16 protein-coding genes and 1 pseudogene are annotated in these 16125 nt (G+C 59.6%); 15 read left to right on the plus strand and 2 right to left on the minus strand.

Annotation, left to right across the window (positions count from 1 at the left end; genetic code table 11):
- From BLR16_RS15435 to BLR16_RS15445, 3 genes and pseudogenes are all read left to right on the plus strand, one after another.
- Nucleotides 1-1815, plus strand: a pseudogene (locus BLR16_RS15435) (hypothetical protein); the annotation flags it as partial.
- Nucleotides 1812-2495: a hypothetical protein gene (locus BLR16_RS15440; RefSeq protein WP_003432856.1), complete on the plus strand. Its 684-nt coding sequence runs from the start codon at nt 1812-1814 to the stop codon at nt 2493-2495. The pseudogene BLR16_RS15435 and the gene BLR16_RS15440, both read left to right, overlap by 4 nt.
- A 57-nt stretch (nt 2496-2552) precedes the next feature.
- On the plus strand, nt 2553-3128 hold the full coding sequence (locus BLR16_RS15445; RefSeq protein WP_003367325.1) for a GNAT family N-acetyltransferase: 576 nt from the start codon (nt 2553-2555) through the stop codon (nt 3126-3128).
- Nucleotides 3129-3198: 70 nt separating this feature from the next.
- Here the strand turns inward: BLR16_RS15445 and BLR16_RS15450 are convergent, their stop codons facing one another.
- Nucleotides 3199-4767, minus strand: a complete 1569-nt coding sequence (locus tag BLR16_RS15450; RefSeq protein ID WP_046270366.1) for a TerC family protein — start codon at nt 4765-4767, stop codon at nt 3199-3201.
- Nucleotides 4768-5415: 648 nt separating this feature from the next.
- On the opposite strand from BLR16_RS15450, the gene BLR16_RS15455 reads away from it, so the two are divergent.
- From BLR16_RS15455 to BLR16_RS15475, 5 genes are all read left to right on the plus strand, one after another.
- Nucleotides 5416-5697, plus strand: coding sequence for a hypothetical protein (locus tag BLR16_RS15455; protein WP_002553776.1), 282 nt, complete (start codon nt 5416-5418; stop codon nt 5695-5697).
- Nucleotides 5698-5834: 137 nt separating this feature from the next.
- Nucleotides 5835-6176, plus strand: a complete 342-nt coding sequence (locus tag BLR16_RS15460; RefSeq protein ID WP_003432857.1) for an FKBP-type peptidyl-prolyl cis-trans isomerase — start codon at nt 5835-5837, stop codon at nt 6174-6176.
- 129 nt (nt 6177-6305) lie between these two features.
- On the plus strand, nt 6306-6533 hold the full coding sequence (locus BLR16_RS15465; RefSeq protein WP_003317903.1) for a hypothetical protein: 228 nt from the start codon (nt 6306-6308) through the stop codon (nt 6531-6533).
- A gap of 50 nt (nt 6534-6583) precedes the next feature.
- Nucleotides 6584-7288: a YoaK family protein gene (locus BLR16_RS15470; protein WP_032609373.1), complete on the plus strand. Its 705-nt coding sequence runs from the start codon at nt 6584-6586 to the stop codon at nt 7286-7288.
- Between the two features lie 65 nt (nt 7289-7353).
- Nucleotides 7354-8316 carry a class I SAM-dependent methyltransferase gene (locus tag BLR16_RS15475; RefSeq protein WP_074808104.1) on the plus strand — a complete coding sequence of 321 codons (963 nt, stop codon included), beginning with the start codon at nt 7354-7356 and terminating at the stop codon, nt 8314-8316.
- Between the two features lie 45 nt (nt 8317-8361).
- Here BLR16_RS15475 and BLR16_RS15480 read toward each other — a convergent pair whose 3' ends face one another.
- Nucleotides 8362-9201, minus strand: coding sequence for an IclR family transcriptional regulator (locus BLR16_RS15480; protein ID WP_074808107.1), 840 nt, complete (start codon nt 9199-9201; stop codon nt 8362-8364).
- 241 nt (nt 9202-9442) lie between these two features.
- On the opposite strand from BLR16_RS15480, the gene BLR16_RS15485 reads away from it, so the two are divergent.
- Genes BLR16_RS15485 through BLR16_RS15515 form a run of 7 tightly spaced genes read left to right on the plus strand, consistent with a single transcriptional unit; the run spans nt 9443 to nt 16064 of the window.
- Nucleotides 9443-10471 carry an ABC transporter ATP-binding protein gene (locus BLR16_RS15485; protein ID WP_058416664.1) on the plus strand — a complete coding sequence of 343 codons (1029 nt, stop codon included), beginning with the start codon at nt 9443-9445 and terminating at the stop codon, nt 10469-10471.
- Nucleotides 10468-11340, plus strand: a complete 873-nt coding sequence (locus BLR16_RS15490) for an ABC transporter permease (RefSeq protein WP_092194345.1) — start codon at nt 10468-10470, stop codon at nt 11338-11340. The genes BLR16_RS15485 and BLR16_RS15490 overlap by 4 nt, the downstream gene beginning before the upstream one ends.
- 3 nt (nt 11341-11343) lie before the next feature.
- Nucleotides 11344-12138, plus strand: coding sequence for an ABC transporter permease (locus tag BLR16_RS15495; RefSeq protein ID WP_058416662.1), 795 nt, complete (start codon nt 11344-11346; stop codon nt 12136-12138).
- 17 nt (nt 12139-12155) lie between these two features.
- A complete protein-coding gene (locus BLR16_RS15500) occupies nt 12156-12446 on the plus strand; it encodes a (2Fe-2S)-binding protein (RefSeq protein ID WP_003407557.1) in 291 nt (96 codons plus the stop codon).
- Nucleotides 12443-13834, plus strand: coding sequence for an FAD/NAD(P)-dependent oxidoreductase (locus tag BLR16_RS15505; protein ID WP_074808110.1), 1392 nt, complete (start codon nt 12443-12445; stop codon nt 13832-13834). The genes BLR16_RS15500 and BLR16_RS15505 overlap by 4 nt, the downstream gene beginning before the upstream one ends.
- On the plus strand, nt 13831-15015 hold the full coding sequence (locus BLR16_RS15510) for an NAD(P)/FAD-dependent oxidoreductase (protein ID WP_092194347.1): 1185 nt from the start codon (nt 13831-13833) through the stop codon (nt 15013-15015). Before BLR16_RS15505 ends, BLR16_RS15510 begins: the two co-directional genes overlap by 4 nt.
- On the plus strand, nt 15012-16064 hold the full coding sequence (locus BLR16_RS15515) for an ABC transporter substrate-binding protein (RefSeq protein WP_074808117.1): 1053 nt from the start codon (nt 15012-15014) through the stop codon (nt 16062-16064). The genes BLR16_RS15510 and BLR16_RS15515 overlap by 4 nt, the downstream gene beginning before the upstream one ends.
- The last annotated feature ends 61 nt before the right edge of the window (nt 16065-16125 follow it).

Consider the following 16125-nt stretch of genomic DNA (forward strand, 5'->3'; position numbering starts at 1 on the left):
CCGTGGATGAAGGCGCTGAAACAACCCGTTCAGGACACCTTCAAAGCTCTCGGCCAACTGGCCAGCAGCGCAGGCAAGGCGACGTTCGAAAGCATCCTGCTGGCCTGGGTGCCCATCGACAGCCGCCTGGCGGTGGGCAAGCAGCAGAACATCGTTGCACTGATACGCACGCTGTTGATCGGCCAGATCCTGCTCGATTCGAAGGCGCGTATTGCGATCGATCACAACATGCTCGCGAAGCTGAAAACCTGGATCAGTGAGTGGCAGGTGCTCAACAAACAGATCAGCGACACCCGTCGCAGCTGGCTCTACCCAACCGCTTACAACCCCCGCAAAAGCATCGCCAGCCACCTGCGCACGCTCGAGCAAAAGCTTCGCCTGCACGAACTGAGCATGCCCGCCCTGCTCGACTTTCAGAACAACGAGTACGCCAGGCAGTTGCAGGATGAGATTCGCCTGCACTTCCAGTCCGGCAAAGCCATCGCCAAAGACTGGCTGGCGACCGCCAAACGCTGGCTCGATGGGCTGGGAGGGATTGCCGGCTCGATCACCTGGAGCGTGATCATGCTCAACTTCATCAACACCGCCTTCACTTATCGCGACCTTACTCGGGATGGAGACTTCAGCGCCAAGGACATCGGCAAGGTGACGTATGGGTTGGGGTATAGCTTTAACTTGTTGATGGCGGTGTTTGTTGAAGCGCCGTGGGCAATTATCAGGGATGCGACGCCGGTGCTGATCGATGGCAAGAATGTCGGGATTCTGGATCGCTCTGCGGGTTATTGGAGGGCGAAGGGAAATGCGGCGTGGAGTGATGCGATACGTGGGTTCAGGGTTTCGATGGTGGCTATGGGTGGGTTTGGGCTGGCGGCGGTTACGCTTGAACTATTTGATGTTACAAATGATTTTTACGCAGCGAAAACATCAGAGGAAAAAAACGCAATTATTGTAAAGGGCATTTCTATATTCGCAATGGGAGTAGGCTCAACTTTTCAATTGATGACAGGATTGTCCCCTGCAAGCACCTTTACAGTTGTTGCGATGAGTCCATGGTTCAGTGTGGCGCTGCTCGTAATAGGATCTATATATCTTTTTACTACGCTGGCTTTGAGTTATTTCAAGCAAGACAGTGTGGGCTGGTGGCTACGCAAGTGCTGTTGGTCGAGAACCCTGGACTATCGCTACCCCGAGACTGCCAAAGGCGAGAGTGAAGAAGTACGCGCATTGATGGAAATTCAATTGTCTCCACAGATTCATGTTAAAAGCACCGTGCATTATGAGAATCGTTATCTTGGCAAAGGCGATTACTACAGCGTAGCGGTACAAAATGGCGCTGGAGTGCAAGTACGCTTGCCAAAGCTGGTACGCGGGGAGTCCGTGCACTTCAACATCGTCAGCAGCAAGCGACCATGGGGAGTGCTACCTGTAGAAAAAATAGACGACCCGCTGCATCAAACATTTCTGGACAGCGGGCAATTCAGGAAGGCCGAACAGTTCGGGACGCTTACCAACAAGCCAGCTGGAAAGGCGAGTGAAGATTTCACCTATCCACTCATGCCACCTGAAAATGAAGACCTCATCTGGGAAACGTGGGTGCCGCTCCACAAGGACGCAACATATCTTGAGCTGCAAATCTGGTACCCGGCCAATCTGATCAATCCTGGCGAGGACGATAGAAGCTATCTGTTTCAAATGGAGCTTGGCACAAGAGGCGATACTACTATCGATGGTTTGGCTGCTGTGGAGCTTGAAGTGAAGGCATCAAGCAGGATTGGCACACTGACTCTGGAAGTAGCAGAGGGTACACCTGTATGAATCAACAAGAAAAAGCCTTGTATCTGCCGAAAAGTAAAGACGTTCTGAACTGGAAGATCAAAACATTTGCTAGATCGCCTAGAGAAATGAAGATAACTCAGTCCATATTCATTGCAGTCTACATGACAGGAAGTACACTTTACATGTGGGGAGGCTGGATAATGTTTTCAGACAGTCTCTACTCATTAGTGGGCACGATACTCGCGCTTGCCGGAATTCTTGCTTATTACCTATGCCTACTCATCCGCCAAAAAACCATCTACAACTACACCATCAAAACCGACAGAGCCCACCTTGAGTACTACCTCCACTACCCCGACTTCGCCTCCTCCTTTTTCAAAGGCATCGCCATAGCCGTCATCCTGTTGTTCGTCATGGTAGCCATCCTAACCGGCTCACTGCTCTTCCTGATCGGCCCCGTGGCCATGGCATTCATCGCAGCCATCAAGCTACTCAACTGGGAAAACCCCATCCACCACGAAAAAAGCCTGCCATGGGGCGAGTACAACTTCGTCACTGTCGACCGCAAACGCTTGATGATCATCACGCACCGCACTGACATCACACTCGGCTTCGAAGCCCGATTCCAGCACGAGCTACTGTTCAACAAGTACCTGAATTTTCTGCACACCGTGCTCCCGTCCACGGCCGAGTTCACCGAAAAAGCCTGGAAGTGGTAGCACACCCACGCTAACGTACACGCCGGAATTTCAAGCCCTACCCACCAAGGCCTCACCATGATCCAGATCCGCCCCATGACACCGGAAGATTTCGAGCGCTTCTGGCCCACTTTTCAGGCTGTCGTCATCGCTCAGGAAACCTACGCCTACGACCCTGCCCTCACTCAGGAGCAGGCCCGCGATCTGTGGATGAAGGCGCCCTTGCACACGTTGATTGCCGAGGAAGATGGCCAACTGTTGGGCAGCTACTACCTGAAGGCTAACGCGGCAGGTCCGGGCAATCATGTCTGCAACTGTGGCTATATGGTGACGGACGCGGCGCGGGGTCGTGGTGTGGCGCGGTTGATGTGCGAGCATTCGCAGCAACTGGCGCGCGACAGCGGGTTCCTGGCGATGCAGTTCAATTCGGTGGTCGCCAGCAATGAGGTGGCGGTCGGGTTGTGGAGCAAGCTGGGTTTCGAGACGGTCGGGCGGTTGCCCAAGGCTTATCGTCATGCCCGATTGGGCCTGGTGGATTGTCTGGTGATGTTCAAGTGGCTGGCTGATGAGCCGGTGGCTAAAGAGCCTGCGCAGCCCAAGTTGATTGGCCGCAAGAATATCGAATCCGTGGTGTCGCGTCCGCGTCGAAAATAAGCGCGACGCACACATGAAAACGGGGCCTGCTCAGCATGAGCAGGCCCCGTCTTGTATTACAGCTCGGTGCTTATTTGCCAGAACCCATATCGGGCTGTTTCTGCAGCAACACCCGAGTCACTCGACGCTCTTCCACGCCGACGACGTGCAGGTTCCAGCCCTGCCAGCTGAGGCTGTCGCCGGTAGACGGCAGGCGATCCAGCAGGCTCATGACCAGTCCGGCCAGGGTCTGATAATCCTCGGTCGCCTTGGCCTGGAAGCCAGTGCGCTCGCGAATCAGGCTCAGGTTCAAGGCTCCCGATACCACGAAGTCCTCGCCCTGCTCGACGATGTCCGGGCCTTCCACTTCGCTGGCGTCAGGCAGCTGGCCAGCGATGGACTCGAGAATGTCGGTCATGCTCAACACACCGATGAAGTCACCAAACTCGTTGACCACGAAGGCGATGTGCGTCGATTCCTTGCGCATCTGCTCCAGGGCATTGAGGATGGTGAAGCTTTCCAGCAGGTTGATGGCCTTGCGCGACATCAGTTTCAAGTCGGGCTCGTTGCCGGACAACAGTTCCTTGAACAACTCTTTCTTGTGCACGAAGCCCAGCGGCTCATCGATACCGCGCTCGCCAATCAACGGCAGACGCGAGTAGGACGAATGCATCAGTTTCAGACGGATCTTCTCGGCGCTGTCGTTCAGGTCGATACAGTCGACTTCGGCCCTCGGCGTCATCACCGTGCGAATCGGCCGCTCTGCCAGCTGCAGTACGCCGCTGATCATCACCCGCTCACGACGGTCGAACACCGGCTCGCTGCTTTCCCCATCCAGCATGTCGGTGATTTCCTCATCGACGTCACCAGACTCCAGCTTGCGACCGCCCAACAGGCGCATCACCGCATGAGCCGCACGCTCGCGGCGCGGCAGGTGACCATGGGCCGACTTCTTGCTGCGCTTGCGGGCGATCTGGTTGAACACCTCGATGAGGATCGAGAAGCCGATGGCCGCATACAGATAGCCCTTGGGAATATGGAAACCCAGGCCTTCGGCGGTCAGGCTGAAACCGATCATCATCAGGAAGCCCAGACACAGCATGATCACCGTCGGGCGGCTGTTGACGAATTTGGTCAGCGGCTTGCTGGCAATCATCATCAGGCCGATGGAGAAGATCACCGCGATCATCATCACCGACAGGTGCTCGACCATGCCGACAGCGGTAATCACCGCATCCAGCGAGAACACCGCATCCAGTACCACGATCTGCGCAACGATAGGCCAGAACAACGCATAGCCCGCATTACCGGCGCGCTGGGCGACGTGGCCTTCCAGCCGCTCGTGCAGTTCCATGGTGGCCTTGAACAGCAGGAACACACCACCAAACAGCATGATCAGGTCGCGACCGGAGAACGTCTTGCCGAATATTTCGAACAACGGCTCGGTCAGCGTCACCATCCACGAGATGCTCGCCAGCAGGCCAAGGCGCATGATCAACGCCAGCGACAGGCCAATGACACGCGCCTTGTCGCGTTGTTCAGGGGGCAGTTTGTCGGCCAGGATGGCGATGAACACCAGGTTGTCGATGCCCAGCACCAGTTCCAGCACGATAAGGGTCAGCAGGCCAAGCCATGCCGTGGGATCAGCGATCCATTCCATGGTTTATGCAGCCTCACGATAAAAATGGCAGGGGTGGGTATGGGTCACTGTAGACCAGACGCCATCGCTGAACGTCAGGCATGGCTTTGCAGCGTCAGAACGCGAAGGTCTGCCGGAATCCATGCAGTGCAAGAGGTTAAGTGGAGAGACGTTCGAATGAAGCGGCCTGCTCGGTAACAGTGAGATCACCGGCCAGCCATACGCGATGGAAGGAGGACAACTCGGAGGCTCCTGGAGGGTATTCATACAGTCCTGAAAATCAATACGGGCGCTGATCGTACAATACCCATAGATGTTTCGTACGTTGGGAAAGTATTACAAGACTTGACCACCGAGCGTGCTGCTTGCCGAGCAGTAAATGAGCATGGGGCGACGTTTTGTCACACCTCAAGGCACTACCAGTTGTCTGACAACAGAATGGCGCGGGTAGATGCGCCAATCCATTTGTTTTAAAATGTTTCCATAACGTCAGGCATACGCAGTGCTTCCCGCGATCCTTATTCAACGTCGCCCTTCACTGCTCGCCTGAACAGAATCATAAAAAGAAAGCCCGTCATAGACGGGCTTTTTTCGTTTTCAGCTTTTGCATTCGATGCCCTCGACGGCATCCCGGCAACCCGTTTTCTTAACCTTTGAGGTGATTTACCCATGCTGCGCATCGTTGTTGTTCATTTGTTTCAGTGGCTCAAGCGTCTGTCGTCTGCGCTGTTCTTCCGCAGCGCAGAGGACAACTATTCGCGCAGCTTCACACGCGAAAACGATGACGAAGGCCGCTGGACGTTTGTTTCGATCGTCATCGTTCTGACCCTCAGCCTTTATTGCCTGGCTGGCCTGGGTTACTACGCCAAGACCAATATTTGGGACGGCTTCACTCAAGAGCAGAAAGAGAACATCGCGCAGGCCATGGTGGTCAGCTCGCAGAATCTCTGACAGTTACTGGGTTCGACCAAACGGGGGAAGCAAAAGCTTCCCCCGTTTTTGTTTGACCGGCTTGTCAGGAAGCGGCTTTTCTGCGAGAAAGCCCGCTCGCGCCAATCACAGAGCGCGCTGCAACCGGAAGCATGGCAATGAGCAAAGAATTACAGATTACCGATCTGCACCCCGGCGAGGGCAAGGCAGCGGTAAAGGGTGCGCTGATCACCACGCATTACACCGGAACCCTGGAGGATGGCACGGTGTTCGATTCCTCCCACGAGCGTGGCAAGCCGTTCCAATGCGTGATCGGTACCGGGCGCGTCATCAAGGGCTGGGACCAGGGCCTGATGGGCATGAAGGTCGGCGGCAAGCGTAAATTATTCGTCCCCGCCCACCTGGCCTACGGCGACAGAAGCATGGGCGCACACATCAAGCCCGGTGCCGACCTGACATTCGAAATAGAACTGCTGGAAGTGCTGACCCGCGACGATTGAGCAGCTTGCCTTGCAGATCAGCCTGCGTCGGCCGATACCCTGACGCACGGGCACACGCCTGATTGCTTGTTATCGCAGAAAAAGCCATGCTCCGGGTATGGAATTCAAGGTCTTGTCACAGGAACACGTATGGCGCTCAATAAGTCGACTCAGGAGCTGAAGCGACACCTGAAAGGGACAGCAACCAATCTGGAAAACACGGCGGAAGAAATTCTCAAACTCGCCTCACAAATGAACGATGTGGATGTCACCGCAGTGCTGCAGATGGTCAACCGTCTTTACAGCGACGCCGACCAGCTCAAAGCCTATGCTGATGAGGTCAAGGCCAAGCGGATCGTGCGCGCCAAGCCGCTGTAAATCGCTGCACCCGAGTTCAGACGCGCTTTCTTCGCTCCAGAGGGCCTTCGATGCTGCCACAGCCCGCCACTTCCAGCGTCAGCCCCAGGCACCTGAACATGCAGAAATGGCGTGGCCGGGTCGGCATGGGCCTGGTCGCTAGCCTGTCGGTTCTGGCCGGCATGACCGATGCCATCGGCTTCATGGCCACCGGCGATTTCGTTTCGTTCATGAGCGGCAACACCACCCGGCTTGCAGTCGCAATCAGTGATGGCGACCTGAGCGTGACGGTGCGTCTGACCCTCGCAATCCTTGCCTTCATTGCCGGCAACGCGCTGGGCGTGGTGGTTGCGCGCCTTGGCGGGCGACGTGCCCTGCCCTTGCTGCTGGGCATCGCTACGCTGCTGTGTGCGGCTGCCGCATGGCCGCTGGAAAGCAACATGCTCGCACTGATCTGGGCGATTCTGGCAATGGGCATGCTCAACGCCGCCGTCGAGCAGGTCAACGGGCTGCCGGTCGGCCTGACTTACGTGACCGGCGCGCTGTCGCGCTTCGGTCGTGGCCTGGGTCGCTGGATGTTGGGGGAACGCCGGGACGGCTGGCGCGTGCAACTGGTCCCCTGGGTCGGCATGTTCATCGGGGCCGTGATAGGCGCGCTACTCGAGCATCGTCTGGGGCTCAACGCTCTGTTGATCAGCGGCAGCCTGTCGGCGTTGCTGGGGCTGGTTTCGCTGAAAATCCCGCACCGCTGGCAACGTCAATACATGCCACGCTGAACCCTGCGATGCCCATCTGCTGAAATACGTTTACCATACGCCGTTTTTCCTGACCGATCTGCGCCATGACCCCTGAAGCACTCGCGATTCTGCAACAGCACCTGATCGACGCGTTGAACAACGTCCCGAATGAAACCCGCCGCCTGTTTCATGGCCGGAGCCGTGTGTGGCCGGGGCTGGAGCACATCACCGTCGACTGGATGCAGGGCGTGGTGCTGGTCTCGGTGTTCAAGGAGCCTCTTGAATCCGAGCTGGCAGCATTGATGCAGCTGTTGCACGCGTTGATCGACACGCCCCAGTGGCAGCAGAGTCAGGCTCACACCTTGCTGCTGCAACACCGCTATCTGCCACAGAGCACCACGCAATGGCTGACCGGCGAGGTCGTGGATGAATGGGTGATCACTGAAAACGGCCTGCGCTACAAAGTCGATTTCGGCAAAAAGCAGAACAGCGGCCTGTTTCTGGACATGCGCTACGGCCGTGAATGGGTGCAGGCTCAGGCCAAGGGCAAGCGCATCCTCAATCTGTTCGCCTACACCTGCGGCTTCTCGGTCGCCGCCCTGGCCGGGGGTGCCGACCACGTCGTGAATCTGGACATGGCCCGCGCTGCATTGAATCGCGGCCGCGAGAATCATCGCCTCAATGATCAGGACCTCAGCCGCGTGACCTTTCTGGGCCATGACCTGTTCAAGTCCTGGGCCAAGGTCACCCGTTGCGGCCCTTATGACCTGATCATCATTGACCCGCCGTCCTTCCAGAAAGGCAGTTTCATGCTCGACAAGGACTACCAGCGTGTCCTGCGTCGATTGCCGGAGTTGCTGGACGAGAACGGTTCGGTACTGGCGTGCATGAACGATCCCGCACTGGGACCGGACTTTCTGATTCAGCACACCGCAATCGAAGCGCCCTGCCTGCGCTTCGAACAGCGCCTGGAAAACCCGCCGGAGTTCCCCGACGCTCGCGTTGAGGGCGGCTTGAAGGCGCTGGTGTTCAAGGCAGAAGGCCTGAGCCGCAGCGGATGGGCATAACGAACGACGACCGACAGCCGCTTCGGAGCTGAACAGGCATGCAGCCTATTCAACCTGCCCAAACACCTGGCTGGGCCGCCGCAGCGACGGGTCGAACGGGTTGATTCTGGCGCTGATGGCCGTGGCTTCACGCTTGAGCAATTCAACTACGGTCATCAGGCGATCGGGCCCCAGCCGGTCGGAGATGGTCGCCACACTGAGCGCAGCCACTGCACGACCGTTGCGGTCCAGGATCGGCACTGCCAGCCCGGCCATGCCCGGTAACGCGCCGGTGTTTCGCCCGGCGTAGCCCAGACGCCGCACGTTTTCCACCTCCGAACGCAGAAACACCTCGTCGTACAGGTGAAAATCCTTGAGCCGTGGCAGGTTGTAGGCAATGACCGTTTCCCGCTCGTCCTCGGGCAGAAACGCGAGAATCGCCAGACTGCCCTGCCCCACGCCCAAGGCAACACGACCGCCGATGTCGCCGGTGAACGTGCGGATCGGGTACGGGCCTTCGCTGCGGTCCAGGCAGATCGCATCGAAACCGCTGCGTGCCAGCAGAAACAGCGAGTCACCCAGTGACGCAGACAGGCGCAACAGGCTGGGGCGCACCACGTCACGCAGGTTGCCGGTATTACCCGCCTTGGCCGCCAAGGCGAAAAACTCAATGCTCAACCGGTAACGTTTGCTGAGCAGATCCTGCTCGACCATGCCCTCATCCATCAGGCTGCGCAGCAAGCGGTGCGTGGTGGGTTGCGACAGCCCGACACGCTGGGCGAGTTGCGTGACCCGCTCGCCGCCTTCATCACACTCGCCCAGGCAGCGCAGTACCGCGAACAGACGGGAAACGGCTCCCACACCGACTTCAGCTTTCGCAATATTCCGATCAGTGGAATTATCCATGACAATATCTCTTTATATTTCCACCAAAAGAATTAATTCAAAGAAAGATGTTATTCAGTGAAATTCCTTGTTGAGCCCATCCTAGCCTTCGCCCTACTCTCAGTCCACCGGGGCGATTTGAACAATCATCGGTAGCCGACTCAGAGCGAGCGCCAACGTCCACAGAACTGCATGACTTCACTTCGCATCTGCCCATGACAAACGCGTGCTTCGGCGCGCATGCACAAAGGTGGAAGCAGGCATGGCATTTCTGCAGCTCGAAGGTCTCTCCAAACGCTACGGCTCCATTGACGCGGTCGTTGCCACCAACCTGGCCGTCGACAAGGGCGAATTCGTTTCTCTGCTCGGCCCTTCCGGCTGCGGCAAAACCACCACCCTGCAAATGATCGCCGGCTTCGTCGAAGTCAGTGACGGACGCATTGTGCTCGACGGGCGCGATATCACTCACGCCAAACCCAGCAGCCGGGGCCTTGGCGTAGTGTTCCAAAGCTATGCGCTGTTTCCGCACATGACCGTGGCTGACAACGTTGCGTTTGGCCTGCGTATGCGCAAGGTGCCTGCCGCCGAGTTGCACCCGCGTGTCAAACGGGTGCTGGAGCTGGTGCGCCTCGGTCAGCATGCCGAGCGCTATCCGCGCGAGTTGTCCGGTGGGCAGCGCCAGCGGGTCGCATTGGCCCGCGCACTGGTCATCGAGCCGCCAGTACTGCTGCTCGACGAGCCGCTGTCCAACCTGGATGCCAACCTGCGCGAAGAGATGCAGTTCGAAATCCGCCGCATTCAGAACGAAGTCGGCATTACCACGCTGATGGTCACCCATGATCAGGCCGAAGCCCTGTCGATCAGCGATCGGGTGGTGGTGATGCAGGCCGGTCGTATCACCCAGATCGACGAGCCTTACAAGCTCTACGAACACCCGCGTACACGCTTCATCTCGGGTTTCGTCGGCAAGGCCAACATGTTGCAGGGAGATCTGGACAGCAGCGGCATCCCGCAGATTCGCCAGGTGCCCGGCGATGGCAGCCTGACCCTCAGCCTGCGTCCCGAGAAGATCGATCTGGTGTCACCTGGCTGCGGACGACTGTCCGGGCGCATCGTCACCCGTTACTTTCTTGGCAGCCAGTGGCTGTATCGCATCCAGACCAGCATTGGCGAAGTGACGGTAGTACGTCGCAACGACGGCCAGGCGCCGCTGGAACAAGGCGCGGCGGTCGACATGGACTGGCCCACCGAGTTGCTGCGCGTGCTGGATGCCGACGAGGTGCGCGCATGAGCCTGCTGAGCGAAATGCGTCAGGGCGGTCGCGGCTATTGGCTGTCGGCTCCGGCGCTGGCGCTGTATATCGGCTTGCTGGTGTTGCCGCTGGGGCTGACTCTGGTGCTGTCGTTCAACGTGTTCGACTATCAGGTCGGGGTGAAAAGCGACAGCTACACGCTGGCCAACTATATGGCCGTGGTCACCGACTCGTATTTCTATGAAATCTTCCTGCGCACCTTCTGGGTCAGCGCGCTGGTCACCCTGCTGTGCGTGCTGATCGGCGTCCCCGAAGCCTACATTCTCAGCCGCATGGGCACGCCGTGGCGCTCGATCTTCCTGATCCTGATTCTCACGCCGCTGCTGATCTCGGTGGTGGTCCGGGCGTTCGGCTGGAGCCTGCTGCTGGGCGCGGACGGCCTGATCAATCAGGTCATCCAGTTCATGGGCGGTCGCCCGGTGAAACTGCTGTACACCCCGTTTGCCGTGGTCATTGCGTTGGTCCACGTCATGTTGCCGTTCATGATCATTCCGGTCTGGACCTCGCTGCAGAAGCTCGACCCCACCGCCGAGCAGGCCGCGCTGTCGCTGGGCGCCAGCCAGACGAAAGTCATGCGCCTGATCGTGCTGCCGCAGGTCATGCCCGGCGTGCTGTCCGGCTCGCTGATCGTGTTCGGCCTGGCCGCCAGTTCGTTCGCCATTCCCGGCCTGCTCGGCGGACGACGTCTGAAGATGGTCGCCACGGTGATCTACGACCAGTACCTTTCGGAGTTGAACTGGCCGATGGGCGCGACCCTTGCCGTGGCGCTGCTGTTGGTCAACCTGCTGGTCATGCTGTCCTGGAACCGCATGATCGAAGGCCGTTACAAAAAAACTCTGGGGGAATGATCCATGTCCAAGAACGGTCCGTTGGCCCTCTCGTTTCATGCGCTGGTGGTGATCTTCATGATGGCCCCGCTGGTGGTGGTGTGCCTGGTGGCGTTCACCCCGGAAAACACCCTGAGCCTGCCCACCACCCATTTCTCGCTGCGCTGGTTCAAGGCCGTCTTCGAGCGCGCCGACTTTATCGATTCGTTCTACAACAGCCTGACCCTGGCGTTCGTATCAGCGACGCTGGCCACGCTGATCGCGGTACCTGCCGCACTGGCAATCACGCGTCATACATTTCCCGGTCGCAATTTTTTCAACGCCCTGTTTCTCTCGCCGATCATCATTCCTCATTTGGTACTGGGGGTGGCGATGCTGCGCCTGTTTGCGCTGATGGGTGTGAACGGCAGCTTCACCTGGCTGATCTTCGCCCATGTGCTGGTCATCACGCCTTACGTACTGCGCCTGGTACTGGCGGCGGCAATCGGCATCGACCGCAGCGCCGAGCACGCCGCCGAGTCCCTGGGGGCCGACCGTTTCACGCTGTTTCGGAAGATCACCCTGCCAATGATTCTGCCCGGCGTGGCAGGCGGCTGGTTACTGGCGTTCATCAACAGTTTCGATGAAGTCACGCTGTCGATCTTTGTTACATCGCCCGCGACGCAGACCCTGCCGGTGCGCATGTATGTCTACGCCACCGAATCCATCGACCCGATGATGGCCGCCGTATCGGCACTGGTCATCGCCCTCACCGCCGCCACCATGATCCTGCTCGACCGGGTCTACGGGCTGGATCGCGTGCTGGTCGGCAAACACTAATCCGGAGCTTTCACGTTATGGCATTGCTGAAACGACTGACCGAACATGATCGCCCGGTTCTGCCCTTCACCCTTGACGGCCAGCCGGCCAGCGGTCTGTTGGGCGATACCTTGCTGACCGCGGTACTGACCGCCAGCGAACACTTGCGCGGCAGTGACTTCAGCGCCGAACCTCGCGCCGGTTTCTGCATGATGGGCGCCTGTCAGGACTGCTGGGTGAGGCTGGGTGACGGTCAGCGCGTGCGTGCCTGTTCGACGCTGCTGGAGGCCGGTCAGGCGGTGATTCGTGAACCGGGGCGCTGCGTATGAGCGATCAGACAATTGCCATTGTCGGCGCAGGACCGGCCGGCATTCGCGCCGCCCAGACGCTACTGGCCCACGGCATCAAGGCCTGCCTGATCGATGAAGGGCTGCGCGGCGGCGGCCAGATCTACCGTCGCCAGCCGGACAACTTCCAGCGCTCGGCCAAGGCGCTCTACGGCTTTGAAAGCGCCAAGGCGGTCGCGGTGCACGACGCGCTCGACACGCTGGCCGCGCAGATCGACTATCGGCCGCAGACGCTGGTCTGGAACGCCGAAAATCACCAACTCGATACCCTGCAAAACGGTACCGCCGCCACTGTTGATTTCAGCCACCTGATCGTCGCCACCGGTGCCACTGACCGAATTCTGCCGGTGCCCGGCTGGACCCTGCCCGGCGTGTACAGCCTTGGCGCAGCGCAGATCGCGCTCAAATATCAGGGCTGTGCGATTGGCCAGCGCGTGGTGTTTTGTGGCAGCGGCCCGTTGCTGTATCTGGTCGCTTACCAGTACGCCAAGGCTGGCGCGAAGGTGCTGGCGGTGCTCGACAGCGCGCCGTTTTCGGCGCAATGCAAAGCATTGCCGGCGCTGCTGGGCCAACCGGCAACGCTGGCCAAAGGCATGTATTACCGGGCGTGGCTGAGTGCACACGGCATTCCCGTGCATCAAGGTGCGCAGCTCACACACATCGACGGGGAAAAACGCGTAGACGGCATTCAATGGCAACGCAACGGTAAGTCGGGCCACCTGGCTTGTGACGCGGTCGCTTTTGCCCATGCGCTGCGCAGCGAGACGCAACTGGCTGACCTGCTGGGCTGTGAATTCGCCTGGAGCGCGCTCAACCGCGCGTGGCTGCCGACCCGCGACGACTGTGGACGCAGCAGCGTGTCAGGTATCTATCTGGCGGGCGACGGTGCGGGAATCATGGGCGCAGACGCTGCGGAAATGGCCGGAGAACTGGCCGCGCTCGGGCTGCTGCAAGACATCGGTGTGGTGGCAGACACCGCCCGTACCGACACGCTTAAAAGTGCCTTGCGACGCATCGAACGCTTCCGCCACGGGCTGGAAACCGCGTTTCCGTTCCCTGAGGACTGGGCCGCCAACGTGGCGGATGACACGCTGGTGTGCCGCTGCGAAGAAGTCTCTGCAGGCGAGATTCGCAGTACCGTGCAGGATGGCCATTGGGAGATCAACCGGGTCAAGGCCATGTGCCGGGTCGGTATGGGGCGCTGTCAGGGCCGGATGTGTGGTCTGGCCGCGGCCGAAATCATCGCCCGCGAGAGAGGCCGGTCCGTCGAGCACGTCGGCCGCCTGCGCGGCCAGGCACCGATCAAGCCGCTGCCCTTCGGTCTGGGGATGCAGCCCATGGAGAAGCAATCGGTGGAGACGCAACCATGAGCACACTGATTGAAACCGATGCGATTGTCATCGGAGGCGGCATTGTCGGCGCCTCGGCAGCCTTGACGCTGGCCCTGAAGGGCAAGCGGGTCGCCTTGCTGGAACGCGATTTTTGCGGGTCGCACTCCAGCGGGGTCAATTACGGCGGCGTGCGGCGTCAGGGCCGTCCGTTGTCGCAGTTGCCCTTGTCGCAACGGGCGCATCAGATATGGGGCAACCTGCGTGAGCTGATCGGCATCGACGGCGAGTACCAGCGCTCGGGCCACCTCAAACTGGCGCGCAGCGAACAGGACATGAATGCCTTGCGCGCCTACGCCGAAGCCAGCCAGGGATTCGGCCTGAATTTGCAGCTGCTTGATCGCGATCAGCTGCGCGCGCGTTATCCCTGGGCCGGCGATGTCGCTGTCGGTGCATCGCTGTGCGCCGACGACGGACACGCTAATCCACGTCTGGTATCGCCGGCCTTCGCCCGCGCTGCTCGTCGGGCAGGCGCACAGGTGTTCGAGCAGGCGCCGGTCAGTGAAGTCAGCCACGACGGCAACGTGTTCGTCGTCACCACCGCCAGCGGCCTGACACTGCGCGCCACCTGGCTGCTCAACTGCGCCGGGGCGTGGGCCGCAGCGCTGGCAGCACAATTCAACGAACCGGTGCCGATGTATTCAGGGCACCCGGCAATGCTGGTGACAGAACCGCTGCCGATGTTTATGGACGTTAGCACCGGTGTCGAAGGCGGCGGCATTTATGCCCGGCAAGTGGCTCGCGGCAATTGCGTTCTGGGCGGCGGACAAGGCTTTGCCCTCGACCCGGCACGCACCAGACCGGGACAGGCAGCGGTGCTGGATATCCTGCGCAACGCCGTCGAACTCTACCCGCCACTCGCCGGCGCTCAGGCCATTCGCACCTGGAGCGGCACCGAAGGCTATCTGCCGGACCGTGAACCGGTGCTGGGTCCAAGCCTGACCCGTCCAGGTCTGCTGCACGGCTTCGGCTTTGCCGGGGCGGGCTTTCAGATCGGTCCGGCAGCGGGTGAAGCGCTGGCCGAATGGGTCTGCGAAGGCGCCTCACGGATTTCGCTCGATGCCTTTTCCATCGGCCGCTTTCAGCAAATCGCCCTGCAAACCCCTGCCATCGAACTTGTTACGAACGTCATCCCATTGCACAGAGGAAGGTCGTCCCTATGAAAAGTACCAAACGTCTCGCCCTCACCGGGCTGTCCTGCCTGCCGCTGGCCGTCGCACTCCTGTCCACGCCTGCCATGGCCGAAACCACGCTGTACCTGGGCATGAACGGTGGGACCATGGAGCGCCTGTATGCCGATCAGGTGCTACCGGCTTTCGAGAAGGCCAACAACGTCAAGGTGGTGATCGTGCCTGGCACATCGGCCGACATCCTCGCCAAGGTTCAGGCGAGTAAGGACAACCCGCAGATGCACGTCATCTTTCTCGACGACGGCATCATGTACCGAGCTATTTCCATGGGCCTGTGCGACACGCTGCAGCCCAGCGCCAGTCTGGCCGACCTGCCTGCCAAGGCCAAAATCAAGGAACAGGCAGCAGCCGTCAGCCTGGGCGTGACCGGCCTGGCCTACAACACACGGATGTTCAAGGAGCAGGGCTGGAGCGCGCCCACCTCGTGGATGGACCTGGCCGATAAACGTTTCAAGGACAAGGTGGTGTTCCAGTCACTGGCCTCCTCGACCTTCGGCCTGCATGGCTTTCTGATGTTCAACCGTATCCAGGGCGGCAGCGAGAAAGACGTCGAACCCGGCTTCAAGGCCTGGCCGAAGACCATCGGCCCGAACGTACTGGAATACATCGCCAGCTCGGCCAAGATCTCGGAAATGGTGCAGACCGACGAAGCCGCCCTGTTCCCACTGACACCCACCCAGGTCACCGCGCTGAAGATCAAGGGTGTACCGGTGGAATATGCATCGCCCAAGGAAGGCGGCGTGGTGTTGAACGTGGCTGAATGTGCCATAGCCAATAACAACCAGCCGGAGCTGGCCCAGAAGCTGGCGGCCTACCTGCTGACACCAGAAGCACAGGCGCCTGCGCTGGAGTTCGGTGACCAGATCCCGTCGAACCCGAAAACCCCGACCACTGACAAGACACGCAGTCAGGTCGAGGCCATGGAGAAGTACCTGGAAACGGCGGTGACCATCGACTGGGATCAGGTCAATCAGATCCGTCCCGAGTGGAACGCACGCTGGAGCCGCAGCATCGAGCGCTAGAGGTCCACGGCGACGCCGAAAGGCATCGCTGTGCGTAAAAGACGCATGCTGATTGCCATCC

Origin of the sequence: Pseudomonas sp. BS3767 (assembly GCF_900099665.1) — a bacterium.
Classification (GTDB): Bacteria; Pseudomonadota; Gammaproteobacteria; order Pseudomonadales; family Pseudomonadaceae; genus Aquipseudomonas; species Aquipseudomonas cerasi.

What these genes read in the sequence shown, in the direction of transcription:
- BLR16_RS15440 (WP_003432856.1), top strand. Translation starts at nt 1,812, where the DNA reads ATGAATCAACAAGAAAAAGCCTTGTATCTGCCGAAAAGTAAAGACGTT.
- BLR16_RS15445 (WP_003367325.1), top strand. Translation starts at nt 2,553, where the DNA reads ATGATCCAGATCCGCCCCATGACACCGGAAGATTTCGAGCGCTTCTGG.
- BLR16_RS15450 (WP_046270366.1), bottom strand. Translation starts at nt 4,767, where the DNA reads ATGGAATGGATCGCTGATCCCACGGCATGGCTTGGCCTGCTGACCCTT.
- BLR16_RS15455 (WP_002553776.1), top strand. Translation starts at nt 5,416, where the DNA reads ATGCTGCGCATCGTTGTTGTTCATTTGTTTCAGTGGCTCAAGCGTCTG.
- BLR16_RS15460 (WP_003432857.1), top strand. Translation starts at nt 5,835, where the DNA reads ATGAGCAAAGAATTACAGATTACCGATCTGCACCCCGGCGAGGGCAAG.
- BLR16_RS15465 (WP_003317903.1), top strand. Translation starts at nt 6,306, where the DNA reads ATGGCGCTCAATAAGTCGACTCAGGAGCTGAAGCGACACCTGAAAGGG.
- BLR16_RS15470 (WP_032609373.1), top strand. Translation starts at nt 6,584, where the DNA reads ATGCTGCCACAGCCCGCCACTTCCAGCGTCAGCCCCAGGCACCTGAAC.
- BLR16_RS15475 (WP_074808104.1), top strand. Translation starts at nt 7,354, where the DNA reads ATGACCCCTGAAGCACTCGCGATTCTGCAACAGCACCTGATCGACGCG.
- BLR16_RS15480 (WP_074808107.1), bottom strand. Translation starts at nt 9,201, where the DNA reads ATGGATAATTCCACTGATCGGAATATTGCGAAAGCTGAAGTCGGTGTG.
- BLR16_RS15485 (WP_058416664.1), top strand. Translation starts at nt 9,443, where the DNA reads ATGGCATTTCTGCAGCTCGAAGGTCTCTCCAAACGCTACGGCTCCATT.
- BLR16_RS15490 (WP_092194345.1), top strand. Translation starts at nt 10,468, where the DNA reads ATGAGCCTGCTGAGCGAAATGCGTCAGGGCGGTCGCGGCTATTGGCTG.
- BLR16_RS15495 (WP_058416662.1), top strand. Translation starts at nt 11,344, where the DNA reads ATGTCCAAGAACGGTCCGTTGGCCCTCTCGTTTCATGCGCTGGTGGTG.
- BLR16_RS15500 (WP_003407557.1), top strand. Translation starts at nt 12,156, where the DNA reads ATGGCATTGCTGAAACGACTGACCGAACATGATCGCCCGGTTCTGCCC.
- BLR16_RS15505 (WP_074808110.1), top strand. Translation starts at nt 12,443, where the DNA reads ATGAGCGATCAGACAATTGCCATTGTCGGCGCAGGACCGGCCGGCATT.
- BLR16_RS15510 (WP_092194347.1), top strand. Translation starts at nt 13,831, where the DNA reads ATGAGCACACTGATTGAAACCGATGCGATTGTCATCGGAGGCGGCATT.
- BLR16_RS15515 (WP_074808117.1), top strand. Translation starts at nt 15,012, where the DNA reads ATGAAAAGTACCAAACGTCTCGCCCTCACCGGGCTGTCCTGCCTGCCG.